25 protein-coding genes and 3 pseudogenes are annotated in these 26,502 nt (G+C 40.8%); 22 read left to right on the top strand and 6 right to left on the bottom strand.

All coding sequences use genetic code 11. From position 1 onward, the window contains the following. Positions 1 to 38 precede the first annotated feature (38 nt). The 5 genes and pseudogenes from pabB to HT734_RS01895 all read left to right on the top strand — a co-directional run bounded on the left by pabB (position 39) and on the right by HT734_RS01895 (position 5,128). Complete coding sequence (pabB, locus tag HT734_RS01915) at positions 39 to 1,760, top strand: aminodeoxychorismate synthase component I (protein ID WP_173278152.1); 1,722 nt, start codon at positions 39 to 41, stop codon at positions 1,758 to 1,760. 6 nt (positions 1,761 to 1,766) lie between these two features. Further along, positions 1,767 to 2,378, top strand: a complete 612-nt coding sequence (locus HT734_RS01910; RefSeq protein WP_173278267.1) for an alpha/beta hydrolase — start codon at positions 1,767 to 1,769, stop codon at positions 2,376 to 2,378. 49 nt (positions 2,379 to 2,427) lie between these two features. Further along, positions 2,428 to 3,114: pseudogene (locus tag HT734_RS01905) on the top strand (N-acetylmuramoyl-L-alanine amidase family protein); the annotation flags it as partial. 117 nt (positions 3,115 to 3,231) lie between these two features. Further along, on the top strand, positions 3,232 to 4,191 hold the full coding sequence (locus tag HT734_RS01900) for an ROK family glucokinase (protein WP_000078559.1): 960 nt from the start codon (positions 3,232 to 3,234) through the stop codon (positions 4,189 to 4,191). A 97-nt stretch (positions 4,192 to 4,288) separates the two neighbouring features. Next, positions 4,289 to 5,128 carry a thymidylate synthase gene (locus HT734_RS01895; RefSeq protein ID WP_173278156.1) on the top strand — a complete coding sequence of 280 codons (840 nt, stop codon included), beginning with the start codon at positions 4,289 to 4,291 and terminating at the stop codon, positions 5,126 to 5,128. Between the two features lie 50 nt (positions 5,129 to 5,178). On the opposite strand, the gene HT734_RS01890 is transcribed toward HT734_RS01895, so the two are convergent. Beyond that, positions 5,179 to 5,349: a DUF3042 family protein gene (locus tag HT734_RS01890; RefSeq protein ID WP_049512474.1), complete on the bottom strand. Its 171-nt coding sequence runs from the start codon at positions 5,347 to 5,349 to the stop codon at positions 5,179 to 5,181. 120 nt (positions 5,350 to 5,469) lie between these two features. Here HT734_RS01890 and miaA point away from each other — a divergent pair, with 120 nt between their 5' ends. Genes miaA through HT734_RS01865 form a run of 5 tightly spaced genes read left to right on the top strand, consistent with a single transcriptional unit; the run spans position 5,470 to position 9,921 of the window. Then, positions 5,470 to 6,354, top strand: coding sequence for a tRNA (adenosine(37)-N6)-dimethylallyltransferase MiaA (gene miaA, locus HT734_RS01885; RefSeq protein ID WP_173278158.1), 885 nt, complete (start codon positions 5,470 to 5,472; stop codon positions 6,352 to 6,354). Beyond that, positions 6,347 to 7,585 carry a GTPase HflX gene (gene hflX / locus HT734_RS01880; protein WP_173278160.1) on the top strand — a complete coding sequence of 413 codons (1,239 nt, stop codon included), beginning with the start codon at positions 6,347 to 6,349 and terminating at the stop codon, positions 7,583 to 7,585. The genes miaA and hflX overlap by 8 nt, the downstream gene beginning before the upstream one ends. Further along, a complete protein-coding gene (locus tag HT734_RS01875; RefSeq protein WP_173278162.1) occupies positions 7,578 to 8,201 on the top strand; it encodes a cystathionine beta-lyase in 624 nt (207 codons plus the stop codon). Before hflX ends, HT734_RS01875 begins: the two co-directional genes overlap by 8 nt. A gap of 14 nt (positions 8,202 to 8,215) precedes the next feature. Then, positions 8,216 to 9,145: a ribonuclease Z gene (rnz, locus tag HT734_RS01870; RefSeq protein WP_173278164.1), complete on the top strand. Its 930-nt coding sequence runs from the start codon at positions 8,216 to 8,218 to the stop codon at positions 9,143 to 9,145. A 20-nt stretch (positions 9,146 to 9,165) separates the two neighbouring features. After that, a complete protein-coding gene (locus HT734_RS01865; RefSeq protein ID WP_173278165.1) occupies positions 9,166 to 9,921 on the top strand; it encodes an SDR family oxidoreductase in 756 nt (251 codons plus the stop codon). A 37-nt stretch (positions 9,922 to 9,958) separates the two neighbouring features. Here the strand turns inward: HT734_RS01865 and HT734_RS01860 are convergent, their stop codons facing one another. From HT734_RS01860 to HT734_RS01850, 3 genes are all read right to left on the bottom strand, one after another. Continuing rightward, positions 9,959 to 10,864: a helix-turn-helix transcriptional regulator gene (locus HT734_RS01860; protein WP_173278167.1), complete on the bottom strand. Its 906-nt coding sequence runs from the start codon at positions 10,862 to 10,864 to the stop codon at positions 9,959 to 9,961. A 315-nt stretch (positions 10,865 to 11,179) separates the two neighbouring features. Next, on the bottom strand, positions 11,180 to 11,392 hold the full coding sequence (locus tag HT734_RS01855) for a hypothetical protein (RefSeq protein WP_125421744.1): 213 nt from the start codon (positions 11,390 to 11,392) through the stop codon (positions 11,180 to 11,182). A 59-nt stretch (positions 11,393 to 11,451) separates the two neighbouring features. Continuing rightward, the gene (locus tag HT734_RS01850) at positions 11,452 to 11,952 is read right to left on the bottom strand and encodes a DUF3990 domain-containing protein (protein WP_173278169.1); all 501 of its coding nucleotides are present in this window, start codon (positions 11,950 to 11,952) and stop codon (positions 11,452 to 11,454) included. A 336-nt stretch (positions 11,953 to 12,288) separates the two neighbouring features. Between HT734_RS01850 and HT734_RS09625 the strand changes: the two are divergent. The 4 genes and pseudogenes from HT734_RS09625 to HT734_RS01830 all read left to right on the top strand — a co-directional run. Further along, positions 12,289 to 14,193, top strand: a pseudogene (locus HT734_RS09625) (SEC10/PgrA surface exclusion domain-containing protein); the annotation flags it as partial. A 519-nt stretch (positions 14,194 to 14,712) separates the two neighbouring features. Further along, positions 14,713 to 15,249, top strand: a pseudogene (locus HT734_RS09390) (hypothetical protein); the annotation flags it as partial. A gap of 24 nt (positions 15,250 to 15,273) precedes the next feature. Next, positions 15,274 to 16,248, top strand: a complete 975-nt coding sequence (locus tag HT734_RS01835; RefSeq protein WP_173278171.1) for a choline-binding protein C — start codon at positions 15,274 to 15,276, stop codon at positions 16,246 to 16,248. Positions 16,249 to 16,274: 26 nt separating this feature from the next. Further along, positions 16,275 to 16,916 carry a hypothetical protein gene (locus HT734_RS01830; RefSeq protein WP_173278173.1) on the top strand — a complete coding sequence of 214 codons (642 nt, stop codon included), beginning with the start codon at positions 16,275 to 16,277 and terminating at the stop codon, positions 16,914 to 16,916. A 181-nt stretch (positions 16,917 to 17,097) separates the two neighbouring features. On the opposite strand, the gene HT734_RS01825 is transcribed toward HT734_RS01830, so the two are convergent. Beyond that, positions 17,098 to 18,006, bottom strand: coding sequence for a LysR family transcriptional regulator (locus HT734_RS01825; protein ID WP_001222592.1), 909 nt, complete (start codon positions 18,004 to 18,006; stop codon positions 17,098 to 17,100). A gap of 63 nt (positions 18,007 to 18,069) precedes the next feature. Here HT734_RS01825 and HT734_RS01820 point away from each other — a divergent pair, with 63 nt between their 5' ends. Together HT734_RS01820 and HT734_RS01815 are read left to right on the top strand one after the other, a co-directional pair. Continuing rightward, positions 18,070 to 18,339, top strand: a complete 270-nt coding sequence (locus tag HT734_RS01820) for a YqgQ family protein (RefSeq protein ID WP_171039330.1) — start codon at positions 18,070 to 18,072, stop codon at positions 18,337 to 18,339. Beyond that, positions 18,339 to 18,722, top strand: coding sequence for a rhodanese-like domain-containing protein (locus HT734_RS01815; protein ID WP_101781327.1), 384 nt, complete (start codon positions 18,339 to 18,341; stop codon positions 18,720 to 18,722). Before HT734_RS01820 ends, HT734_RS01815 begins: the two co-directional genes overlap by 1 nt. 33 nt (positions 18,723 to 18,755) lie before the next feature. On the opposite strand, the gene HT734_RS01810 is transcribed toward HT734_RS01815, so the two are convergent. Continuing rightward, a complete protein-coding gene (locus HT734_RS01810) occupies positions 18,756 to 19,481 on the bottom strand; it encodes a pseudouridine synthase (RefSeq protein WP_173278175.1) in 726 nt (241 codons plus the stop codon). A gap of 161 nt (positions 19,482 to 19,642) precedes the next feature. On the opposite strand from HT734_RS01810, the gene typA reads away from it, so the two are divergent. The 6 genes from typA to pyrF all read left to right on the top strand — a co-directional run bounded on the left by typA (position 19,643) and on the right by pyrF (position 26,473). Then, complete coding sequence (gene typA / locus HT734_RS01805) at positions 19,643 to 21,484, top strand: translational GTPase TypA (RefSeq protein WP_000164111.1); 1,842 nt, start codon at positions 19,643 to 19,645, stop codon at positions 21,482 to 21,484. A 19-nt stretch (positions 21,485 to 21,503) separates the two neighbouring features. Continuing rightward, positions 21,504 to 21,758 carry a DUF3165 family protein gene (locus tag HT734_RS01800; RefSeq protein WP_061759174.1) on the top strand — a complete coding sequence of 85 codons (255 nt, stop codon included), beginning with the start codon at positions 21,504 to 21,506 and terminating at the stop codon, positions 21,756 to 21,758. Positions 21,759 to 21,871: 113 nt separating this feature from the next. Continuing rightward, positions 21,872 to 23,224: a UDP-N-acetylmuramoyl-L-alanine--D-glutamate ligase gene (murD, locus tag HT734_RS01795; protein WP_173278176.1), complete on the top strand. Its 1,353-nt coding sequence runs from the start codon at positions 21,872 to 21,874 to the stop codon at positions 23,222 to 23,224. 2 nt (positions 23,225 to 23,226) lie between these two features. Further along, a complete protein-coding gene (locus HT734_RS01790; protein WP_173278178.1) occupies positions 23,227 to 24,285 on the top strand; it encodes a UDP-N-acetylglucosamine--N-acetylmuramyl-(pentapeptide) pyrophosphoryl-undecaprenol N-acetylglucosamine transferase in 1,059 nt (352 codons plus the stop codon). Between the two features lie 9 nt (positions 24,286 to 24,294). Continuing rightward, on the top strand, positions 24,295 to 25,539 hold the full coding sequence (locus HT734_RS01785) for a cell division protein FtsQ/DivIB (protein ID WP_173278180.1): 1,245 nt from the start codon (positions 24,295 to 24,297) through the stop codon (positions 25,537 to 25,539). A 232-nt stretch (positions 25,540 to 25,771) separates the two neighbouring features. Beyond that, positions 25,772 to 26,473 carry an orotidine-5'-phosphate decarboxylase gene (pyrF, locus tag HT734_RS01780; RefSeq protein WP_173278182.1) on the top strand — a complete coding sequence of 234 codons (702 nt, stop codon included), beginning with the start codon at positions 25,772 to 25,774 and terminating at the stop codon, positions 26,471 to 26,473. Positions 26,474 to 26,502 lie beyond the last annotated feature (29 nt).

Genomic DNA, 26,502 nt, shown 5'->3' with positions numbered 1-26,502 from the left:
CGGATGAGGGTTTTCTTATTTTATGCTATACTTAAGATATGCATAGAAAAACAGTGATTGATTTTAAGGCTTTGGGGGAGAGATATATCTTTACCCAGCCTATCAAAGAGTTAAAAACCAGAGATTTAGCAGAAGTGGCAGATTTGCTGGCACAAGTGGAAAGTTACCAAGAGCAAGGCTATTATGTGGTGGGTTATGTCAGCTATGAGGCTGCACCTGCTTTTGAGGAGAAGTTAGCAGTTCACAAGACCCCTCTACTTGGCGAGTACCTGCTTTACTTTACTGTTCATGATAGCGTAGAAACATCCCCTATTCCTCTGACTTATGATGAATTTGATTTGCCTTCAAATTGGCAGGAAGTAACGTCTGCAGAGGACTATGAAAAGGCTATTGCCCAGATACATCATCATTTGCGGCAGGGAGATACCTATCAGGTCAACTACACTGTCCAACTCAAGCAAGACTTAAGTGCCAATCCTTTTGCCATCTACAATCGTATGGTGGTAGAGCAGGAGGCGGGCTACAATGCTTATGTTGAACATGACGAGATGGCAGTGATATCCATGAGTCCAGAGCTCTTTTTTGAGCAAAATGGCCGCGAATTGATAACGCGACCAATGAAGGGAACGACTCAGCGTGGCATAACTGACCAAGAAGACTTAGAGCAGGCTAGTTGGTTGGAGCAGGATCCTAAAAATCGCTCTGAAAATATGATGATTGTGGACCTCTTGCGCAATGATATGAATCGTATTTCTGAAGTGGGCAGTGAGCATGTGGAGCGTCTGTGTCAGGTAGAGCAGTACTCAACCGTTTGGCAAATGACTTCGACCATCAAGAGTCGGTTGCGAGAGGATGTAGACCTTGTTGAAATCTTCCGCTCTCTCTTTCCTTGTGGTTCCATAACGGGTGCTCCGAAAATTGCGACTATGGAGATTATCAAAAATTTGGAGCCTCAACCGCGCGGAGTCTACTGTGGAACGATTGGTCTCTTGCTTCCACATGGACGACGGATTTTTAATGTGGCCATTCGGACCATTCAACTGCATAAAGGGAAAGCTATCTATGGAGTTGGTGGCGGCATTACATGGGATAGCACTTGGGAATCTGAATACCGAGAAGTTCATCAAAAGGCGGCTGTTCTCTATCGGAAACAAGCTCGTTTTCAGCTGTTTACTACTGGGAAGATCAGCCAGAAGAACTTGTTGTTTGAAGAACAACATCTGGAAAGGCTGAGAAAAGCTAGTCGTTATTTTGCCTTTCTTTTTGATGCAGAAGACTTGAAACCAAAGATAGAGGAAGAGTGTCAGGATTGTGATGCTAATCAAGATTACCGCTTGCGAATTAGCCTTAGCAAATCTGGAGAGATAAAACTCAGTCGTCAAGCATTAATACCCCTTAGTCCAAGTTTTTGTCAGTCCAAACTTTGCCTTCAGGAAGTCAATTTGCAACAAGCCTTTACCTATTTTAAAACAAGCCACCGACCGCATTTGAGCCTGGGGAAGCAGGAAATTATTTACCATAATGCAGCTGGAGAGTTATTGGAAACCTCAATCGGAAATTTGGTTCTGAAAATCGCTGGAAAACTCTATACACCGCCTGTCCGACTTGGAATCTTGCCAGGGATTTACCGTCAGCATTTGCTGGAAAGAGGACAGGTAGAAGAGAAAGTCTTGACCTTGGCAGATTTAGCCCAAGCGGAAGCTATTTACGGCTGTAATGCCGTGAGAGGCTTATATGAGTTAATCTTACAGGAGAAGTAGACGAAACTGATATTTTTACATGGCTTAGGGCAGTCAGCAGAGTCTTGGAAAGAGGTTCGGAATCTACTGACAGATTATCCTTCTGAGGCTATCGAGTTATTTTCTTCTGAAGTTAACAGCTATCAAAAAGTCAAGGAGCGAGTTTATCAGCGCCTAGCTCAAGAGACAGAACCTTTTGTTTTGATTGGATTGTCCTTAGGTGCTGCACTTGCATTAGAGCTGTCAAGTTACGATTTGCCAAATCTTCAGGCCTTGGTTTTATCAGGTTGTCCATTGAAACTAGCGGGCAATATCCCTTTTTACATTCAGTTGCTGATATTTAAATTGCTGCCTAAGAGGATATTTGAGAAACAGGGAGCAGATAAATCGCTTCTGGTTGGAGTTTCTGAGGAATTAAAAACACTTGATTTAAGGGAGATTGCAAAGAATTGTCCCTATCCAACTTTGTTAATTTGTGGTAGTCAGGATAAGCCAAATCTTAGTTCAATGAAAGCTATTCAAGAACTGATGTCAAATTCCCAGTTCCAGATTATCCCTGACGGTTCTCATGTTCTGAATAGAGCAAAACCAAAGGAGTTTGTAGAAAAGACCAGAAGTTTCCTTGAATTGCTGAAATAAGTTTGATAAAATAATATTGAAAACGATATCATAATTATAGGAGAAAGAAATGAACAAACGTCTATTTTTAAAAATGAGTCTGGCTACCTTGCCAGTTTTAGCCTTGTTTTCACAGCCTGTGTTAGCAGAAGAAAACATTCATTTTTCTAGCTGTAAGGAAGCTTGGGCAAATGGATACTCGGATATTCACGAGGGAGAACCGGGATATTCTGCCAAGTTAGATCGCGATCATGATGGTGTGGCTTGCGAATTGAAGAATGCTCCTAAGGGTGCTTTCAAAGCAAAACAATCAACTGCGGCTCAAAACAATACAAGCTCAGCAACAACAAGTGGCTGGGTTAAGCAGGATGGTGCTTGGTATTACTTTGATGGAAATGGCAATCCAGTGAAAAATGCATGGCAGGGAAGCTATTACCTGAAAGCTGATGGTAAAATGGCACAGAGCGAATGGATTTATGACTCTTCTTATCAAGCTTGGTATTATTTGAAATCAGATGGTTCTTATGCAAAGAATGCATGGCAAGGAGCTTACTACCTTAAATCAAATGGTAAAATGGCACAAGGTGAGTGGGTTTATGACTCTTCTTACCAAGCCTGGTATTACTTGAAATCAGATGGTTCATACGCTCGTAATGCATGGCAAGGAAATTACTATTTGAAATCAGATGGCAAAATGGCTAAAAATGAGCGAGTTGATGGAGGCCGCTACTACGTAGATGCTTCAGGCCTCTGGAAACCATAAGTCAGGATAAAATCTAGAAAGTTAATGCAAACCTTTGCATAAATGAGTGAATTTTGTTATACTATAACTGTAAGCATTTTCAATTAATTCATAATGAAAAAGGAGAATATGATGAGTCAAAAGATTATTGGGATTGACCTTGGTGGAACTTCTATCAAATTTGCAATCTTGACAACAGCAGGAGAAATCCAAGAAAAATGGTCTATCAAGACCAACATTTTGGATGAGGGAAGTCATATCGTAGATGATATGATTGAGTCTATTCAACATCGTTTGGACTTGCTTGGATTGGCAGCAGCGGACTTCCAAGGTATTGGGATGGGATCACCAGGTGTGGTTGACCGTGAAAAAGGGACTGTTATCGGTGCCTACAACCTCAACTGGAAAACCCTTCAACCAATCAAAGAAAAGATTGAAAAAGCCGTGGGTATTCCATTTTTTATCGATAATGATGCCAACGTAGCTGCTCTTGGTGAACGTTGGATGGGTGCTGGTGATAACCAACCAGATGTTGTCTTTATGACACTCGGCACAGGTGTTGGTGGCGGTATCGTCGCAGAAGGAAAATTGCTTCACGGTGTTGCCGGTGCTGCTGGTGAACTTGGCCATATCACTGTGGACTTTGACCAACCAATCGCATGTACTTGTGGGAAAAAAGGCTGTCTTGAGACAGTGGCTTCAGCAACAGGTATTGTCAACTTGACTCGTCGTTACGCAGATGAATACGAAGGCGATGCAGAATTGAAACGTTTGATCGACGACGGTGAAGAAGTAACAGCTAAAACTGTCTTTGACTTGGCAAAAGAAGGAGACGACCTTGCCTTGATCGTCTACCGTAATTTCTCACGTTACTTGGGTATTGCATGTGCCAACATCGGTTCAATCCTTAATCCATCAACAATCGTTATCGGTGGTGGTGTATCGGCTGCAGGAGAATTCCTTCTACAAGGTGTTCAAAAGGTTTATGATGAAAATACCTTCCCACAAGTTCGCACAACAACTAAGCTAGCTCTTGCAACTCTAGGAAATGACGCTGGAGTGATTGGAGCAGCATCACTTGTATTGCAATAAAATAAAAAAGGAGAAAATTGCTTTCCAGAAGCGAGTGATTTTCCTCCTTTCTTTTTTTATGCTATACTAGTTAGGACAATAAATGAGGTGAGAGCAAATGACAAAAGCAGATACAATTTTTAAAGAGAATATTGAACGAATCCTCAAAGACGGTGTCTTTTCTGAACAGGCACGTCCCAAGTACAAGGATGGAACTGTTGCTAACTCTAAGTATGTAACGGGTGCTTTTGCCGAGTATGACTTGGCCAAAGGGGAATTCCCCATCACGACCTTGCGTCCCATTGCCATCAAATCCGCCATCAAGGAAGTGCTCTGGATTTACCAAGACCAGTCTAATAGCCTAGAAGTTCTCAATGACAAGTACAATGTTCACTATTGGAATGACTGGGAAGTGGGGGATACAGGAACCATTGGGGAGCGCTATGGGGCTGTTGTTAAGAAACACGATATCATCAATAAGCTTCTCAAACAGTTGGAAGCCAACCCTTGGAACCGTCGCAATATCATTTCGCTCTGGGATTACCAAGCTTTTGATGAGACGGACGGCCTCCTCCCATGCGCCTTTCAGACCATGTTTGATGTCCGCCGTGTAGATGGGGAAATCTATCTGGATGCGACCTTGACCCAGCGTTCTAATGATATGCTGGTAGCACACCACATCAACGCTATGCAGTACGTAGCTCTTCAAATGATGATTGCCAAGCATTTTGGCTGGAAGGTTGGGAAGTTCTTCTACTTCATCAACAACCTCCATATCTATGACAATCAATTTGAACAAGCTCAGGAATTGCTTCGTCGTGAGCCTTCAAACTGCCAACCACGTTTGGTCTTGAATGTGCCAGATAAGACCAATTTCTTTGATATCAAAGCAGAAGATTTTGAGTTGGTGGATTATGACCCTGTCAAGCCACAGTTGAAGTTTGATCTAGCTATTTAAAAGAATAGAAAAAAGAAGTTGAGACAATGAATCCCAACTTCTTTTGTTTCTTAACGTGATACGCGGCGACGAGCTGCTTTTTTACGGTTTTCTTCGATGAAAGCTACTTTTTGCTCTTCTGGTTCGATTACTTTCTTTTTAAATGCGTATACTGCACCTGCAAGTGCAGCGACAGTTCCTGCGACACCTGTTACAAGACCTTTAGCGAATCCTTTAGCCATGAGTCTTCCTCCTTTATCTTCTTAATCAGCCAGCCCCTTCAAGAGGTCACATTTTTCTGACTGACCTTTTTGTGTTATAATAATAGTAACGAAAAAATGGGAATTTTTCAAGGAAAAAAGATGAAAACAAAAATAATTGTGATTGTTGGACCGACTGCCGTTGGAAAAACAGCCCTTGCCATTGAAGTGGCCAAGCGCTTTGGTGGGGAAGTTGTGAGCGGCGATAGTCAGCAGGTTTACCGAGGTCTAGATATTGGGACGGCTAAGGCTAGCTCAGAGGAGCAGGCAGCTGTTCCCCATCATTTAATCGATGTTAGAGAGGTAACCGAGTCTTACTCGGCTTTTGATTTTGTTTCAGAAGCTAAGATGGCTATTGAGGATATTTACAGTCGTGGCAAGCTAGCTATTATTGCTGGTGGGACTGGGCTTTATATCCAGAGCTTACTTGAAGGATATCATCTGGGTGGAGAGACTCCTCATGAGGAGATTTTAGCTTATCGGGCTAGTTTAGAGCCTTATACAGATGAGGAATTAGCTCATCTTGTGGAGCAAGCTGGCCTTGAAATTCCCCAGTTTAATCGTCGTCGTGCGATGCGTGCCTTGGAAATTGCCCATTTTGGTCAGAATTTGGAAAATCAAGAGACCTTGTATGAACCATTGATTATCTGCTTGGATGATGAACGCAGTCAATTATATGAACGAATCAATCATCGAGTGGACTTGATGTTTGAGGCTGGGCTTTTGGATGAGGCCAAGTGGCTCTTTGCCCATTACCCTGATGTGCAGGCTGCTAAAGGAATTGGCTATAAGGAACTTTTTCCGTATTTCCGTGGAGAGCAGACCTTGGAGGAAGCTAGTGAGAATCTCAAACAGGCTACCCGTCGTTTTGCCAAGCGTCAGCTAACTTGGTTCCGTAATCGCATGCAGATCACCGTTTATCAGATTGGAGAGTCTGGTGTCCAAGACTGCATTTTAAGCCAGATAGAGGAGTTTTTAGATGATTGATACGGAGAAAAAAGAGGAACGAGTCCTGCTCATCGGTGTGGAATTGCAGGGCATGGACAATTTTGACCTCTCTATGGAAGAATTGGCCAGTCTAGCCAAGACAGCTGGGGCAGTCGTTGTAGATAGCTACAGGCAAAAACGTGAAAAGTATGACTCCAAGACCTTTGTCGGCTCTGGTAAGTTGGAAGAGATTGCGCTTATGGTGGATGCAGAAGAAATTACCACTGTCATTGTCAACAACCGTTTGACTCCACGGCAAAATGTCAATCTAGAAGAAGTTCTCGGTGTCAAGGTCATTGACCGTATGCAGTTGATTTTGGATATCTTTGCCATGCGGGCTCGAAGCCATGAAGGGAAGCTCCAAGTCCACCTAGCCCAGCTCAAATATCTCTTGCCTCGCTTGGTTGGTCAGGGGATTATGCTCAGCCGTCAGGCAGGGGGAATTGGTTCTCGGGGACCTGGTGAAAGCCAGCTGGAGCTGAACCGTCGTAGTGTTCGCAATCAAATCACAGATATAGAGCGTCAGCTCAAGGTGGTTGAGAAGAATCGGGCGACTGTCAGAGAAAAACGTCTGGAGTCTAGCACCTTTAAGATTGGTTTGATTGGTTATACCAATGCTGGGAAATCAACTATCATGAACACCTTGACCAGTAAGACTCAGTACGAGGCAGACGAGCTCTTTGCGACTCTGGATGCGACGACTAAGAGTATCCATCTGGGGGGCAATCTACAGGTGACTTTAACTGATACCGTTGGCTTTATCCAAGATTTGCCGACAGAGTTGGTGTCCAGTTTTAAGTCAACCTTGGAAGAAAGCAAGCATGTAGACCTTCTGGTTCATGTTATCGATGCCAGCAATCCTTACCACGAGGAGCATGAAAAAACGGTCCTTTCCATCATGAAAGACTTGGACATGGAGGATATTCCTCGCCTAACACTTTATAATAAAGCGGATTTGGTGGAGGATTTTACGCCGACCCAAACACCTTATGCCCTCATTTCTGCCAAGTCTGAGGATAGTCGTGAGAATTTGCAGGCACTATTTTTAGAGAAAATCAAGGATATTTTTGAATCTTTTACCCTGCGCGTGCCTTTTTCTAAGTCCTACAAGATTCATGTTTTGGAAAGTGTAGCGATTCTTGAAGAACGCGATTATCAGGATGACGGTGAAGTTGTTACAGGCTACATTTCTGAGAAAAATAAATGGAGGTTAGAAGAATTTTATGACTGATATCAAAACTTTGGCTCTGAAGTATGGAGGTTATACAAGTCTGGATAAGGTCTATCTGGATCAGCTCCTAGCTGGTAAAACAGAGCAGGAGCAACTAGCCCTCATTACCCCTCCGCCAAGTGTGGTCAATGCCTACTTTGCAGAACTCTACCAGAAAAAAAGTCCTGAGGCTGCGACGGATTATTTTGCGGAAGTCAGTCAGGAACTGAATCTTTACAATACTGAGCCAAGTTTTACCATAGAAAATAAGCCTTTTATCCGTCTGAACCTATCTGGCAAATCCTTTGGTTTCTGCTATGAGAGTGAGGGTCTTGGTCGAATTTTTTCTGAAAATAAAGAGGTAATCTCGGATGACTTGCTCTTTGAGGTTGCGCAAATTTTCCCCCATCAACTGGTCTTTGAGAAGTCTGGAAAGATTTACATGAAGGCTGTCGAGGACGAGGAAGTTGTGAACGTGGAAAATCTTACAGCTTTGACGGATTTGGAAAGCTTGGCTGATGGTCGCAAGCGTCTTAAAGGTTACAGCCAAGAGGAGTTATTACAAGAAGCCACAGCTTTTTCTGGCAAGCGCTATTTTCGATCGGAAAACCGCACAGCCATGTTATATATTGATTAATTAGAAAGTATCAAATGGATATTCAATTTTTAGGAACGGGGGCTGGTCAGCCCTCTAAAGCCCGCAATGTCTCCAGTCTCGCCCTGAAACTCTTGGACGAGATTAACGAAGTCTGGCTCTTTGACTGTGGAGAAGGTACGCAAAATCGCATTTTGGAAACCACGATTCGACCACGTAAGATCAGCAAAATCTTTATCACCCACCTGCATGGAGACCACATTTTTGGCTTGCCAGGTTTCCTTTCTAGTCGTGCCTTTCAGGCCAATGAAGAGCAGACAGATTTGGAAATCTATGGACCTCAAGGCATCAAATCTTTTGTATTGACCAGTCTACGAGTGTCAGGTTCACGCCTGCCCTATAAGATTCATTTCCATGAATTTGACCAAGATTCTCTAGGGAAAATTCTTGAAACAGATAAATTCACGGTGTATGCGGAAGAGTTGGACCACACTATTTTCTGCGTTGGCTATCGTGTCATGCAAAAGGACTTGGAAGGAACGCTGGATGCTGAAAAGCTCAAGGCAGCTGGAGTCCCATTTGGCCCACTTTTTGGGAAAATCAAAAACGGTCAGGACGTTGTTCTCGAAGACGGTACTGAAGTCAAAGCAGCAGACTATATCTCAGCTCCCCGTCCAGGTAAGATTATCACTATTCTAGGTGACACCCGAAAAACCAATGCCAGCGTACGTCTGGCTGTCAATGCTGATGTCTTGGTCCATGAATCAACTTATGGCAAAGGCGATGAGAAAATTGCCCGTAATCATGGTCACTCAACCAATATGCAGGCGGCGGAGGTCGCAGTAGAAGCAGGTGCTAAACGCCTCCTGCTCAATCATATCAGTGCTCGCTTCCTCTCAAAAGATATCAGCAAACTCAAGAAAGATGCGGCTACAATTTTTGAAAATGTGCATGTAGTCAAAGACTTGGAAGAAGTGGAAATCTAAAAGATTGAGAAAGGATAAGTATGCGTACGATTCTCATTACCGGAGCTAGCGGTGGTCTAGCTCAAGAAATGGTCAAACTTTTACCAGAAGACCAGCTTATCTTGCTTGGTCGAGATAAGGAAAAATTAGCTCAACTCTACGGAAATCATCCCCATGCAGAATTGATTGAAATCGATATTACCGATGATTCAGCCCTAGAAACTCTGGTAACTGACCTCTATTTCCGTTATGGTAAGATTGATGTCTTGATTAATAACGCTGGTTACGGGATTTTTGAAGAATTTGACCAGATTTCTGCCCAAGATATTCATCAGATGTTTGAGGTCAATACCTTTGCCCTGATGAATCTGTCTCGTCGCCTTGCTGCTCCTATGAAGGAAAGACGAAAGGGCCATATCATCAATATCGTTAGCATGGCAGGTTTGATCGCTACTGGCAAGTCCAGCCTTTACTCAGCGACCAAGTTTGCGGCCATTGGGTTTTCAAATGCTCTGCGTCTCGAACTCATGTCCTACGGTGTTTATGTAACGACGGTCAATCCAGGACCAATCCGTACAGGATTTTTTGACCAGGCTGACCCAGATGGTACCTATCTTAAATCAGTTGATCGCTTCCTGCTAGAACCAGATGCAGTAGCTAAAAAGATTGTTAATTGTATAGGAAAAAACAAACGAGAACTCAATCTTCCGTTTTTGTTGAATCTAGCCCATAAGTTTTATACCCTATTTCCCAAGCTAGCTGATAAGTTGGCAGGGGAAACTTTTAATTATAAGTAAAAAAGTTGTTCCGAAAATGGAGCAACTTTTTTGATGATTAGAATAAATCAATTCCAGTCTTATTTAATGCATGACAATGATAAGTGAAGGCGTTGATAAAATTAGAGTAGTATTGCTGATCAATAAATTTTGCGCTTTGCAGATAATTAAATAGATTTTTGGCTAGGGGAATAGCCTCGGGTTTATTCCATCTAAATTGATTGTAAACATGTTCAACTTCTAGAAACATGAGGGGAATAGCTAGATAGCCTCGTTCGAAGGTCTGAAGTGATTTAATTTTTTTAATAATATCGTCAGCCTTTTGATAGTAACCCAGTTCAGAGAAGTATTTTGCGGAGAAAGTGAGAGCATTTAAAATGCGGATGTAGGTGTCAGTATTGGCACTTTCTTTGTACATAAGTAGTAATTGTTTGCTCATATGATCAATAAGTTCCATCGGACAATGATTGACAATGACGCGATAAATTTCAAGTTCGATACTATTAAAGACATCCGATTTCATTAAATGATTGATAATGTTTTGAATTCTGGCAACAGTTTCAGGACTTTTTGATATGGTTGGATAATGTCTTAATTTAATAGATTTGAAAATCATCTCTGCTTGAAGTGGGTTGTCTTTTAGATAGACATCAAATAATTTTTCGTATTCTTCAATATAAGTGAGGATATCTTCTTCATGGACCACATGCTTACCAAATTCTATAGCTGGTAATTCTAAGCAGTCTCCACCTTTATTTGCATAGGCGAGAACAAAATCATTCCATTCAACTCCGATAACAATTAACAGTTTGGCAAAGTTTTCAAGTGAAATTCCTTTGTCTCCTTTTTCAAATTGACTTAGGAACTGTGGTGATACGATATCTGAGGCGGCTTCCTTTAGGCTGAGGCCTCGTGCTTCGCGCAGGTACTTAAATGTAGCTCCAAATGGATATAGGTTTTCCATAAATAGTCTCCTTACATACTTCTAAGACTATTATACAAAAATTTAGAGAAAAAAATGGAGAAAGAAAACTATAGTTACAAAATATTAGAATTCTATGCTATTTTTTATTTTTGTGAACAAGATTGAAACTATAGTTTAGTTTGCGAAAAAATAGATAGGTAGGTAGGGTCTAATAAGCTGTATAAACACAAAAAGGAATAAATTCCTTATAGTAGAGTTAACACCTCTTACTATAAGAGATTTATTCCTAATGTGGTCATGAATAGTTTTTGAGAATAGAGAAAAAGATTTGATGAACCAAACTCAAATTACTTATTAATGCACTGAGTAACGGTGGGCAATATCTACGATATTATCAGCTATAAGGTCTGCGGTTAAATGAGAACCTCCATTATCTAGCTCTTCAAACCAATTTTTCAATACAACATTTGTAACAGGAGAAACAGTATCAGGAGCAATATGATAATTCTTCCTTAAAAACTGTTCTACTTCATCTCTGAGAGTTTGTTCTTTACTTGACAAAATCATATCGTTTCCTCCTTAACTAGGGTTAGTCTATCTGCAATTCTTTGATCACATATACACAATTACGTATCATTCTGATATTTTCCCAAAAGAATTTCAGCGGTTTGTTCTAAGGTATTAAACCCTTGGAAATAATTATCTAAAGTTTCTTTCAATCGTGTAACTTGACCATCAAGAACTGGACCAAATACTGCTGAAAAATGATGAATATTATTTCCAGACTTAGCATCTAATTCCAATCTATTTTTATAAACAAACTGAAAGTATTCTTTGTCAATTTCAAAAATTTTAGTTTCAGAATTATCAAGTTCTTGAAATTGATAACTTAGAACAACCGATTTTACATTCGGATTAAAAGGAATTTCATCTTTTGTTTTCCGCTGAGCCCATTTAATTGCTTGGCTGGGCTTAGATGTCACATAAAATCCTATACCAAAATCACAGTTACGTTTACTATGATAGACATCTATTCCATCTTTTAAAGAAGCAACTTGAGTAGATGTTGTTCCGTGATACCAAATTTTTGTACTGCTAAACTCCTTATTAAAGTTTAACTCTTTCATAAAATAATTATAGCATTTTTCTAGGATTTACGCACCTACTACCTGTTTCAATTCTAGTTTAGATAAGTCAACTACTTTAAAATCCTTCTAAAACTATTATACAAAATTTTAAAGAAAATACTGGAAAAAGTAAACTATAGTTACAAAATATTAGAATTCTATGCTAATTTTTTATTTTAAAAATTATATTGAAACTATAGTTTAAATGTCGAAAAAATTAAATATCTATTATGGTATGATAAGGGAAAGAATAGCTAACAAAGCCGGCTTGTTATACTAGTATAACAAGGATTGACTTACCACTCAATCCTATTCTATCAGCCATCAAAGGAGAAAATGATGAAGAAACTGAAAACCCTCACAACTTCAACAGCTATTGCGCTTGCGTCTGTTGGTGTGCCTGCATTTGCTCAGGAAGCAACTACTACAACAGCAGTTGATACAACTGCTGTAACTGCTGTAAACGAACCTGCTCTTGTTTCTAAACCTGTAGCCGATGCAAAACCAGAAATGAAGAAATCTTCTGATGTCAAGCCTGCTCTTGATGCTCAAGCGTCTACTGTTAAGCAAGTTGAAGCTGAAAGTGAAACAGCAAAAGCTGAAGCTACTTCTGCTAACCAAGCTGTTACAACTACTGAAACTGCTTTGACAAGCGCTAAAGAGGACTTGAAGTCAGCGGAAGCTGTTAAAGCAAATGCTACAGAAGAAAATATCACTGCTACAAAAGCCAAACAAGACGCCAATGTAAAAGCTCAAGAAGCCAATCAAAAAGCAACTGAAGCATCTACTGAAGCGATTAAAGCTCAAACTGAAACTGTAGCAACTGAAACAGCTAACGTTGCAAGCGCAACAAGTAAGAAAGCTGAAGCTGATAAAACAGTAACCGCTAAAGAAGCGAATGTAAAATCAGCTGAAGACGCGCTAAATGGTTCAGGACTTGGTGAAGCTAAAGCCTCTCTTGCCCAAGCTGAAAAAGATATTGAACAAGCCAATGCCAATATCTCAAGCGCAACAACAGCTGTCAAAACCGCTAAGAAAGCAGATAGCAACCGCGCAGACGCCATCAAACAAGCTGAGAACAATGTGAATGTCAAAAATGACGCCTTGAAACTAGCTAAAGAAATGATGGACGCAGACCAAAACAAAGTTGAATCTATCCAAGAAAAAGCGGATGCTACAGCGTCTAAAGAAAAAGAAGCTCAAACTGCGTTGCATATTGAAAAAGCTAAATTATCAAAAGAGAAAATTACTACAAGTAATGTTGTTTACAATTTGACAGCTGAAGAAAAAGTCAAATACGGATTTAATAAAGACCAAGTGACTTTTAAAGACGCTTATGAATACTGGAAAAAGAATTGGACTGATGATGCTAGTGAATTATTACAAAAGTTAGCTATCGAAGTCACTAAAAAGTTTAATGTTAAAATCGATGAGAGCGATTCTAAACGTACAGTTGATATTAATAATTTAACAAAAGATCAAATTATTGAAATTAGTAATTTTTACGCTAATCTAACAACTGAACTTGCAAAATTAGTAGGGCAAGAGAATCATCCTCATCTTGACCAAGATGCTATTGATTACAGTAAACAAATTGCTAAAGAATATGAAAAGCGTGGTACAAGCCCACTTACTGACGGACATTTACCTTACAGTGTTAAAAAACCAATTGAAAAACGTAATGACTTATTTGAACATGCTGAAAACTTGGCTCCAGTAATTGGTTCTAAAGATGCAACCAACATGTTTGATTTGAAACACTCTATTATAACAGCATTCAGAATGTATTCATTCTTTGATAAAAGTTCTAAGTGGGGACACTTAACTAATAATATAAATGCTAAAAACAGCGTTGCGATGACAGTTGCTAATATTAACGGTGATTATTGGTTTGTAAACACTTTTGCTACTGAAACAAAACGACCAATCAACCTCAACCAAAACATTGCCCAACTTGAAGCTAAACTAGCTGAAGCACAAAAACAAAACAGTCAAGCTCAAACTGCTCTTACAAATGCTAAAGCAGAATTGGCAGAAGCTTCACGCAAATATGCTTCTGCACTTGACGCTAAAACAGAAGCTGAAAAAGAATTGGCAAGCAAAACAGCTAGTCCACTTCAAACAGAAGTCGCTGAAAAGAACTTGCAATTGGCAAACCTTGCTTTGAAAAATGCACAAGAACGTAAAGCAACTGCTGAAACAGCTGTTGAAAACTTCTCAAGAAGCCAAGCAGAAAAAGAAACTGCTCTTGAAACAGCTAAAGCTGAACTAGCTACAGCTAAAACTGATAAAAAAGATGCTGAAACTGCTCTTACAACTGCGCAAGCAAAATTGCAAGCAGAAGAAAACAAGTTGACTGCACTTCAAGCTGAACAAGCGAAACTACATGAAGAAAAAGACCAATTGGTGTCAGATGCGAAAGCAATTGCAACTGAATTGAGTGCTTATCTAAATGCAGATAAGAATCTTGCAGATGCGCAAGCAAAAGTAGCTGATTTAGAAACAAAATTGACTCAAGCAAAATCTGCTGCAAAATTGGCACAAGACAAATTGGACGCCGTTACAGTCAAATTGAAAGCTGAACAAGCTAAATTAGTTGAAATCCAAGAAGAGTTTGATAAGTTGGTTAAGGCTGAAAGAAAGGACTACTACAATTTATCAGGTTGGTATCTGGAATATCTTGCAGGGAAACAAGCGGATAAGAAAACAGATACAGAACTCAAGAAAGTAGAAGACTCAAAAGCTTCTCAAGCTGGTAACTGGATTGAGTCAGCTGGTCGCTGGTGGTACAAACATGCTGATGGTTCATATACAACCAACGGTTGGGAACAAATCAAGGATAAATGGTACTACTTTGATCACGCAGGTTGGATGAAAACTGGCTGGGTCAAAACTAGTAGCTCATGGTATTACTTGAACAACTCAGGTTCAATGGCTACAGGATGGGTAAAAGATAATGGTACATGGTATTACCTTAACAAGTCAGGTTTAATGGCTACAGGATGGGTAAAAGATAACGGTACATGGTATTACTTGAACAAGTCAGGCTCAATAGCTACAGGTTGGATAAAAGATAACGGTACATGGTATTACTTGAATAACTCAGGCTCAATGGCTACAGGATGGGTAAAAGATAATGGTTCATGGTACTATCTTGACAAGTCAGGTGCTATGACAACAGGATGGTTTAAAGTTTCTGGTAAATGGTACTACGCCTATAGTTCAGGAGCTTTAGCAGTAAACACCACTACACCAGATGGCTATACAGTCAATACCAACGGTGAGTGGGTAGAATAAGGATGAGAAAAGGAATTTGAAATCATGAAAAATAAAAAAATATTAGTTAGTTCTTTATTAGCAGGTTCGTTGTTATCAGTGGGTCTTATGGCTTCTAAACCAATGGAAGTTCATGCCTTAACAGATATGAGTGTCAAGGATACTCAAAATCCCTTGAAAATCACCTTGATACCGACAGCGGGAGGTTCTACATCAGCTACTCTTTTAGTTGACCTACAAAGAAGTTCCAACGTTAATGATAGCACTTCTCTCTATTTTGATATAGTTAATGAGAGTACTGGAACTTTGACTGAATCGCATTATTTTGGTAAATTTGATGGTAAGAATAGATTACAGTCGGGTATTAATTTACTTCTAGTAGAGGATGGCAATTATTATTTAGATATATATAGTGTAGATGATTTTGGAAAACGTTATTTTGGACGTTCAGAAATTTTTAGAATATCAGATAAGGAATATTATCCTATTAAGAAGGTAGAGACACCAAAAGCTACTGGAACTCAAAAACAAACCACTAACTCTAACTCAGGTCAAACTGGCTGGTCAGGTTCTTCCTACTACAAAGCTGGTGTGAAAGTAGTCAATCAATGGATTTTTGATGTTCAATACAATTCATACTTCTACCTAAATGCTTCAGGGAACTTTGTTCAAAATGCTTGGTCAGGCAATTACTACCTCAAATCAGGTGGCTACATGGCTAAGAGCGAGTGGATTTATGACAATAACTATAAATCATACTATTACTTGACAGCAGAGGGTAGCTATGCACGTAATGCCTGGGCTGGAAGTTACTACCTTAAATCAGATGGTAAAATGGCTAAGAGTGAGTGGATCTATGATAGCAGCTACCAATCTTACTATTACCTAACATCAGAAGGCAGCTATGCTCGTAACACATGGGTAGGCGACTACTATCTCAAGTCAAATGGTAAGATGGCAGTTAGCGAACGTACCCCAGATGGCTACCAAGTAGATGGCTTAGGTAAGTGGGTAAAATAAGGAAAAAAGAAAAGGAAAATGAAAAAATGGGATTATTTACAGACTCACTAAAAGTTAGTTCTGGTTTAACACTAGGACATGCAGCAACAAAAATAGGTATCCAAAAAACATTGTCAGCAGCTGAGGAGAGAGCAGCTACAAAGTTTAAAAATTATCAAGCTAGATTTTTTGACCCAATTGTACGTGAAGATTTGTGTCATTTAGAAGTCGATGGTCATTTAAGAGCTAAACACTACCCTTTCCCTGAGAAAGCTAGTGGAATAAATATTTCCGTATTACAAAAGGATGTTCAATATTTAACAAAGGAATTTAATGGTGAGAAATTAGTGAACTTTATTAAAAGACATCCATTATTTATAGCTTTTATCGTCTTGTTATTAAGTGTTCCAATCGGTTTATCAGATATTGGTTCGGTATTAGGATTTTCAGCATTTGTTTTTGTAGTTAGGTTGATATTTGCACGACCTAAAAAATTTCAAAGATTATTGATAGAAGACGCTAAACAATACTGGAAAATTAGGGAGTATATAAGACATGCTTTAGAAGTGGGAGAATTGACACCACAAGCAAGTTTGAAAAAATTATTAAAAGCTAGATTAGTGCAACGTTTCCCAGATACTATCGAAGAAATTGAAGCACATGCATTTAATTACAGACACGGATTGTAAAAACTAAAAAACCTCAAGAACTAGATTTTATTCCTGGTTCTTGAGGTTTTTAGGTTATTCGATTTAGAGTGATTCTCATACTCAATGAAAATCAAAGAGCAAACTAGGAAGCTAGCCGCAGGCTGTACTTGAGTACGGTAAGGCGACGCTGACGTGGTTTGAATTTGATTTTCGAAGAGTATCAACTATCAAACTGGACTTCTTCTAGTAAATAGTCGATAAAGCGTTCGCCCATCTTAGATAGGCTGGTTTTCTCATGCTGGATATAGACCAGCTCAATTGGGTCATCAATATCAAGTGGGATAGAAACGATATTGTCTCCGTTGAGGTTGCTGTTCAAAATCCCTGTTGCAATGGTATAACCATCCAAACCAATCAAGAGATTAAAGAGAGTGGCACGGTCACTGACTACGATGGATTTCTTGTGGTGCTCTTGGGAAAGAATCTCTTCTGAAAAGTAGAAGGAGTTGTGAGTTCCTTGGTCATAGCTGAGGTAAGGGAAATTCTCCAAATCAGACAGTTTGACCTTGTCTTTCTTTGCCAGAGGATTAGTCTTGCTGACAAAGATATGCGGTTGTGCTGTGAAGAGATGGTGAGCCAGCAGGTGGTTGTCATCCAGCATTTTGGTTAAAACATCACGGTTGTAACTGTTCAAAAATAGGACACCGACCTCACTACGGAAGTTTTTGACGTCGTCGATAATTTCCCAAGTCCGAGTTTCACGAAGAAAAAGCTCGTATTTTTCCATATCGCTTTTCTTGAGCAGAGAGACGAAGGCATTGACCACAAAGGCATAGTGTTGGGAGGAAACGCTAAAGAGTTCGCGGTGGGCGACAGGATTTTTATAACGTTCCTCTAGAAGCTGAGTTTGCTCGACAACCTGACGGGCATAAGATAGAAACTCCATCCCATCACGGGTCAAGGTGATACCCTTGGGATTGCGGATAAAGATTTCAATGCCCATTTCATTTTCCAAATCTCTCACAGCGTTGGAAAGACTCGGCTGGGTGATAAAGAGTTGCTTGGCTGCCTCATTCATGGAGCCAGTTTCGACGATTTTGATAATATAGTGTAATTGTTGAATTCTCATGTTTTTATTGTACCACACTTGTGTCAGAATCGCCAAAGAAGATAGGAAAATCAGGAGGAGTATGTGAGTCTCTTCTTGAAAAAAACACAAAATTTTGCTAGAATGAGTCTTATGAAAACATTCTATGATGTGCAGCAATTCCTCAAACGATTTGGTATTATTGTTTATATGGGAAAACGCTTATATGATATTGAACTGATGAAGTTGGAACTCTCACGGATTTACGATGCAGGGTTGATGGACAAACTAGACTATCTAGAGGCAGAAGCAGTTCTTCGTAGAGAGCACAAGCTAGAATTGGATTATATTGAGAAAAATGGAGAAAAGAACTAATGGTTACTTGGATTTTGTGGGCACTTATACTAGCAATGTTGGCGTGGATGGGCTTTAACTATCTTCGTATTCGCCGTGCGGCTAAAATCGTAGACAATGAGGAGTTTGAAGCCTTGATTCGTACAGGTCAATTGATTGATTTGCGTGATCCAGCAGAATTCCACAGAAAACATATCCTTGGAGCCCGCAATATTCCTTCAAGCCAGTTGAAGACTAGTCTTGCAGCCCTTCGTAAGGATAAACCTGTCCTTCTCTACGAAAACCAACGTGCGCAACGTGTGACAAATGCAGCCCTTTACTTGAAAAAACAAGGTTTTTTTGAGATTTATATCCTTTCTTATGGTTTGGATTCTTGGAAAGGTAAAGTCAAAGTCGAGAAATAAGAAAACGAGCTTGGATATTTCCGAGCTCATTTTTTAACCACTTTTTCTGAGAAGTTCACGAATACTTGCTAATTCTTCCGAGTTTAGGGGTCGATAGTCCCCTTCTTTTAGATTCTCATCCAAACTCCAAGGTCCAAAATGGGTGCGCTTTAGGGAGGTCACTTTAACACCAACCGATAGGAACATTTTCTTGACTTGATGAAATTTTCCTTCTGAAATGGTGATAGAGGCTTGACTGAGGGAAGGATTTGCAGATAGAATCTTTAGTCTTGCAGGTTTACAGACAGTACCATCTAAAAAGACAATTCCCTTTTGAAAGGCTTGAATATGGTCAGGTGTCAGAAGTCCATTAACCTCAACTCGATAAGTCTTATCGACATGATACTGAGGATGAAGGAGCTGAAAGCCCAAGGGACCGTTGTCGGTCAAGAGGAGGAGTCCCGTCGTATCTCGGTCCAGTCGGCCGACGGCATAGAGCTTGTCAGACTGGATGTCAGGCGGAAGGATGTCCATGACGGTTGGAAGTTCCCTGTCTTTGTTGGCTGTAACGACACCAGCAGGCTTATGAAGCATAAGGTAGGTGTGCTCATAACCTTGGATGATTCGGCCCTGAAAAAGGAGTTCTTGTAGTCCTGTATCGATATTCTGAGCTAGGGAGCGGGCTGGGCAACCATCGACGAGAATGTTCCCTTTGAGGAGTGCTTGCTTCATGGCCTTTCGGCTGATTTTTTCTTGGGCTAATAAATTATCTAAACGCATACTGTGCCTATCTTATCATAAGTATCTTACTTTGAAAAGGCTTGACGTGAAAAGAAAAGCAGAGTGAAAACATTTACACTTGCTTGAGTTATGTTATTTACCTGAAATTATGGTATAATCGTTCAGTTAGAAAATAAATTTTGAATATTATAGAGGAAATCATGACAAAATTAAGAGAAGATATCCGTAACATTGCGATTATCGCCCACGTTGACCACGGTAAAACAACCCTCGTTGACGAATTATTGAAACAATCAGAAACGCTTGATGCACGTACTGAATTGGCAGAGCGTGCTATGGACTCAAACGATATCGAAAAAGAGCGTGGAATTACCATCCTTGCTAAAAATACAGCCGTTGCCTACAACGGAACTCGTATCAACATCATGGACACACCAGGACACGCGGACTTCGGTGGAGAAGTTGAGCGTATCATGAAAATGGTTGACGGTGTTGTTTTGGTCGTAGATGCCTACGAAGGAACCATGCCACAGACTCGTTTCGTATTGAAAAAAGCCTTGGAACAAGATCTTGTCCCAATCGTTGTTGTTAACAAAATTGATAAACCATCAGCTCGTCCAGCAGAAGTAGTGGACGAAGTCTTGGAACTTTTCATCGAGCTTGGTGCAGATGACGACCAGCTTGATTTCCCAGTGGTGTATGCTTCAGCGATCAACGGAACTTCTTCATTGTCAGATGATCCAGCTGACCAAGAAGCGACTATGGCACCAATCTTTGACACGATTATCGACCATATTCCAGCTCCAGTAGATAACTCAGATGAGCCTTTACAGTTCCAAGTGTCACTTTTGGACTATAATGACTTCGTTGGACGTATCGGTATCGGTCGTGTCTTCCGTGGTACTGTTAAGGTTGGGGACCAAGTTACCCTTTCTAAACTTGACGGCACAACTAAAAACTTCCGTGTTACAAAACTCTTCGGTTTCTTTGGTTTGGAACGTCGTGAAATCCAAGAAGCAAAAGCAGGTGACTTGATTGCCGTTTCAGGTATGGAAGACATCTTTGTCGGTGAGACCATTACTCCGACAGACGCAGTTGAAGCTCTTCCAATCCTACACATCGATGAGCCAACTCTTCAAATGACTTTCTTGGTTAACAACTCACCATTTGCTGGTAAAGAAGGTAAATGGGTGACTTCTCGTAAGGTGGAAGAACGTTTGCAGGCAGAATTGCAAACAGACGTTTCCCTTCGTGTTGACCCAACTGATTCACCAGATAAATGGACTGTTTCAGGACGTGGAGAATTGCACTTGTCAATTCTTATCGAAACAATGCGTCGTGAGGGATATGAACTTCAAGTATCTCGTCCAGAAGTTATCGTAAAAGAAATCGACGGTGTTAAATGTGAACCATTTGAACGTGTTCAAATCGATACTCCAGAAGAATACCAAGGATCTGTTATCCAAAGCCTTTCTGAACGTAAAGGTGAAATGTTGGATATGATTTCAACTGGTAATGGTCAAACTCGTTTGGTCTTTCTTGTTCCAGCGCGTGGTTTGATTGGGTACTCAACTGAGTTCTTGTCAATGACTCGTGGTTACGGTATTATGAACCATACCTTCGACCAATACTTGCCATTGATTCCAGGTGAAATTGGTGGTCGTCACCGTGGTGCCCTTGTTTCTATCGATGCTGGTAAGGCTACAACTTACTCAATCATGTCTATCGAAGAACGTGGTACAATCTTTGTCAACCCAGGTACTGAAGTTTACGAAGGAATGATCATCGGTGAAAACTCTCGTGAAAATGACTTGACAGTTAACATCACTAAGGCAAAACAAATGACCAACGTTCGTTCAGCTACTAAGGACCAAACAGCTGTAATCAAGACGCCTCGTATCTTGACACTTGAAGAATCTCTTGAGTTCTTGAACGACGATGAGTACATGGAAGTAACGCCTGAGTCTATCCGTTTGCGTAAACAAATCCTTAACAAGGCAGAGCGTGAGAAAGCTAATAAGAAGAAAAAATCAGCTGAATAAGAGCTAGAAAGAGATAAAGATGGTTTATTTAATCATAGGAATCCTCTTATTACTACTCTATGTATTTGCGACACCACAAAGCATTAAAGGGACAGTCAATATCGTCCTTGTCGTCTTTGCTTTCGTAGCACTTTTGATTTTGCTGATGCTGTCTGTCCTGCAAATCTTTCAGCTACCGACAGAATTCTTTATCGCAATCGCCATGCTCTTCCTAGCATACTTTAGCTTGCGAGATATTACCCTCATGTCGGTCCATAAAAGTAAAAGAAGATAAAAGAGAGTTTCGGCTCTCTTTTTGCTTGTTAGAATGCCTAATCTGAGCATTTTCATTTAGAATTATTTCCATAAAAATGGTAAAATAGTAGGAGTAGAAATGGAGTTTGAGACATGAAAGTAATAGATCAATTTAGAAATAAGAAAGTCCTTGTTTTAGGTTTGGCCAAGTCTGGTGAATCTGCAGCTCGTTTGTTGGATAAGCTAGGTGCCATTGTGACGGTAAATGATGGGAAGCCTTTCGAAGACAATCCAGCTGCGCAAAGTTTGCTGGAAGAAGGGATCAAGGTTATCACAGGTGGCCATCCTTTGGAACTTTTGGATGAAGAGTTTGCCCTTATGGTGAAAAATCCAGGCATTCCCTACAGCAATCCTATGATTGAAAAGGCTTTGGCCAAGGGAATTCCAGTCTTGACTGAGGTGGAATTGGCTTACTTGATTTCAGAAGCGCCCATTATCGGTATCACAGGTTCAAATGGAAAAACAACCACAACGACTATGATTGGGGAAGTTTTGACTGCTGCTGGGCAACATGGTCTTTTATCAGGAAATATCGGCTATCCTGCCAGTCAGGTTGCTCAAACTGCGACAGACAAGGACACGCTTGTCATGGAACTTTCTTCCTTCCAACTCATGGGTGTGCAAGAATTCCATCCTGAGATTGCTGTTATTACCAATCTCATGCCAACTCATATCGACTACCACGGTTCTTTTGAGGAATATGTAGCAGCTAAGTGGAATATCCAGAACAAGATGACAGCAGCTGATTTCCTTGTCTTAAACTTTAACCAAGACTTGGCAAAAGAATTGGCTACCCAAACACAGGCTACTGTTGTTCCATTTTCAACACAGGAAAAGCTTGCTGGAGCTTATCTAGAAGATGGTCAGCTCTACTTCCGTGGAGAAGTGGTCATGGCAGCTAGCGAAATCGGAGTTCCAGGTAGCCACAATGTGGAAAATGCCCTTGCAACGATTGCTGTAGCCAAGCTTCGTGGTGTGGATAACCAAACCATTAAGGAAACTCTTTCAGCCTTTGGTGGTGTCAAACACCGTCTCCAATTTGTGGATGAAATCAAAGGTGTTAAGTTCTATAATGATAGTAAATCAACCAATATCTTGGCTACTCAAAAAGCCTTGTCAGGATTTGACAACAGCAAGGTCGTCTTGATTGCAGGTGGTTTGGATCGTGGCAATGAGTTTGACGAATTGGTTCCAGATATTACTGGACTCAAGAAGATGGTCATCCTTGGTCAGTCTGCAGAACGTGTCAAACGGGCAGCGGATAAGGCTGGTGTAGCTTATGTGAATGCGACTGATATTGCAGATGCGACCCGCAAGGCCTACGAGCTTGCGACTCAAGGAGATGTAGTCCTTCTCAGTCCTGCCAATGCTAGCTGGGATATGTATGCTAACTTTGAAGTACGTGGCGACCTCTTTATCGACACAGTAGCGGAGTTAAAGGAATAAGTATGAAAAAAATTGTCTTTACAGGTGGGGGGACGGTTGGACACGTGACCCTCAATCTTTTGTTAATGCCCAAGTTTATCGAAGATGGCTGGGAAGTCCACTATATCGGGGACAAGCGTGGTATTGAACACCAAGAAATCCTCAAGTCAGGTTTGGATGTCACCTTTCATTCCATTGCGACTGGAAAATTGCGTCGCTATTTCTCTTGGCAAAATATGATGGACGTCTTTAAAGTTGGCTGGGGGATTGTCCAATCTCTCTTTATCATGTTGCGACTTCGTCCACAGGCCCTTTTTTCAAAGGGAGGTTTTGTCTCTGTGCCGCCTGTTATCGCAGCGCGTGTGTCAGGAGTGCCTGTCTTTATTCACGAATCTGACCTGTCTATGGGCTTGGCCAATAAAATCGCCTATAAATTTGCGACTAAGATGTATTCAACCTTTGAACAAGCTTCAAGTTTGTCTAAGGTTGAGCATGTGGGAGCAGTGACCAAGGTTTCAGATCAAAAAAATCCAGAACCCGATGAATTGGTGGATATTCAAACCCACTTTAATCCCCAATTGCCAACTGTATTGTTTGTCGGTGGTTCAGCAGGCGCTCGTGTCTTTAACCAATTGGTGACAGACCATAAGAAAGAACTGACAGAGCGCTACAATATTATCAATCTAACTGGAGATTCTATCCTGAACGAGTTGAGCCAAAATCTTTTTCGTGTTGACTATGTGACCAATCTCTATCAACCCTTGATGGAATTGGCTGATATTGTTGTGACAAGAGGTGGCGCCAATACGATTTTTGAGCTCTTGGCCATGGCAAAATTACATGTTATTGTGCCGCTTGGTCGTGAAGCTAGTCGTGGAGACCAGATTGAAAACGCAGCCTACTTTGTTAAGAAAGGCTATGCAGAAGAGCTTCAAGAAAGCGATTTGACCTTGGATAGTTTGGAAGAGAAGCTGTCTCACTTACTAAGCCACAAGGAAGACTACCAAGCTAAGATGAAGGCTTCTAAGGAATTGAAATCTCTAGCAGATTTTTATCAACTATTGAAAAACGATTTATCATAAGGAAAGTAAATGTCAAAAGATAAGAAAAATGAGGGCAAAGAAATCCTCGAAGAATTGAAAGAGTTATCAGAATGGCAGAAACGGAACCAAGAATATCTAAAAAAGAAGGCTGAAGAAGAGGCAGCCCTAGCTGAGGAGAAGGAAAAGGAAAGACAAGCTCGAATGGGAGCAGAATCTGAGAAATCAGAGGATAAGCAGGACCAGGAGAGTGAAGCAGACCATGAAGACTCAGAATCAGCCATGAAAGAGTCTGAAGAAAAAGTAGAAGCTCCAGAGGGTGACAAAGAGGAAGAAGAGATAGAAGAATCAGGGGCTAAAGAGAAGGAGGAACAGGATAAAAAACTTGCTAAAAAGGCTACAAAGGAAAAACCAGCCAAAGCAAAGATTTCTGGCCTCCATATCTTGCGAGCTCTAACGATTTTATTTCCAAGTCTGCTTTTATTGATTATCTCTGCTTACTTACTCAGTCCTTATGCGACCATGAAGGATATCCGTGTTGAGGGAACAGTGCAAACTACGGCTGATGATATTCGACAGGCTTCAGGCATTCAGGATTCGGATTATACGATTAACCTTCTGCTAGATAAGGCAAAATATGAAAAGCAGATCAAGTCTAACTATTGGGTTGAATCAGCTCAGCTTGTCTACCAATTTCCAACTAAATTTACTATCAAGGTTAAGGAATATGATATTGTAGCCTACTATGTTTCTGGAGAAAGTCATTATCCTATTCTTTCCAGTGGTCAGCTTGAGACCAGTGCTGTGAGCTTGGTCAGTCTACCAGAAACTTATTTATCTGTTTTCTTTAATGATAGTGAACAAATCAAGACTTTTGTCTCAGAACTTTCTCAAATTAGTCCAGAACTCAAGGATGCTATCCAAAAGGTGGAATTAGCTCCAAGCAAGGTGACTTCCGATTTAATTCGATTGACCATGAATGATTCGGACGAAGTCTTGGTTCCCCTTTCTGAAATGAGTAAGAAACTGCCTTACTACAGTAAGATTAAGCCTCAATTGTCAGAACCGAGTGTGATTGACATGGAAGCTGGCATCTACAGCTACACTGTGGCGGATAAATTAATTATGGAGGCTGAGGAAAAAGCTAAAAAAGAGGCCGAAGAAGCTGAGAAGAAACAGAAAGAGGAAGAGAAGAAAAGACTGGAAGAACAGCAGAATCAATTGGAAGAAGAGAAGAAAAAGCTGGAGGAAGAAAGCAATCGAAATCAAACGCCCCAGCGTTCACCGCGTCGCTAGCTTTACCTTTTCTCCTATAGCTCTTTAGTTGCCATGTTTTTACTTGACAAGTGCTAGTAGAAATAATAGAATAATAGAAAACCTTTAAAGCAGTCCAGAGAGGCAGCTAAGGTTAGACGGTGAAAGGGTGGAGACTACCCATTTTTCGTGGAACCTTGCTGTTGGCAGGTTCCTTTTTTCGTGGCTTCTTGTGGCCAGACTCTCTCACTAGCAAAGGTAAAAGGAGAAACCTATGCGAGAACATCGTCCAGTCATTGCTCTTGATTTTCCAAGCCTTGAGGCGGTCAAGAAATTTTTAGCTCTTTTTCCAGAGGAAGAAAGCCTTTATCTAAAGGTAGGGATGGAGCTCTATTATGCAGCGGGTCCTGAGATTGTATCTTACTTGAAAGGTCTGGGTCACAGTGTCTTTTTGGATCTCAAACTTCATGACATTCCCAATACAGTCAAGTCAGCAATGAAGGTCTTGTCTCAGCTTGGTGTGGATATGACCAATGTTCATGCGGCTGGGGGGGTAGAGATGATGAAGGCTGCGCGTGAAGGCCTTGGAAACCAAGCCAAATTGATCGCTGTCACTCAGCTGACCTCAACATCGGAAGCTCAGATGCAGGATTTTCAAAATATCCAAACCAGCCTGCAGGAGTCTGTCATTCATTATGCTAAGAAGACAGCTGAAGCTGGCTTGGATGGTGTCGTTTGCTCGGCTCAGGAAGTACAAGTCATCAAGCAGGCTACCAATCCAGATTTTATCTGTCTGACACCGGGCATTCGTCCTGCAGGTGCTGCGGTTGGAGATCAAAAACGCGTTATGACACCTGCTGATGCCTATCAAATCGGCAGTGACTATATTGTAGTGGGACGTCCCATTACCCAAGCTGAGGATCCTGTTGCAGCTTATCATGCCATCAAAGATGAATGGACACAGGACTGGAATTAAAGAACTAGATTAGAAAAATAAAAGGAGAA

The sequence above is a fragment of the Streptococcus sp. k-90 genome, from assembly GCF_013277565.1.
Taxonomy (GTDB): domain Bacteria; phylum Bacillota; class Bacilli; order Lactobacillales; family Streptococcaceae; genus Streptococcus.
Note: the sequence above shows the minus strand (reverse complement) of the source record. Positions and strands in the feature narration are given on the sequence as shown.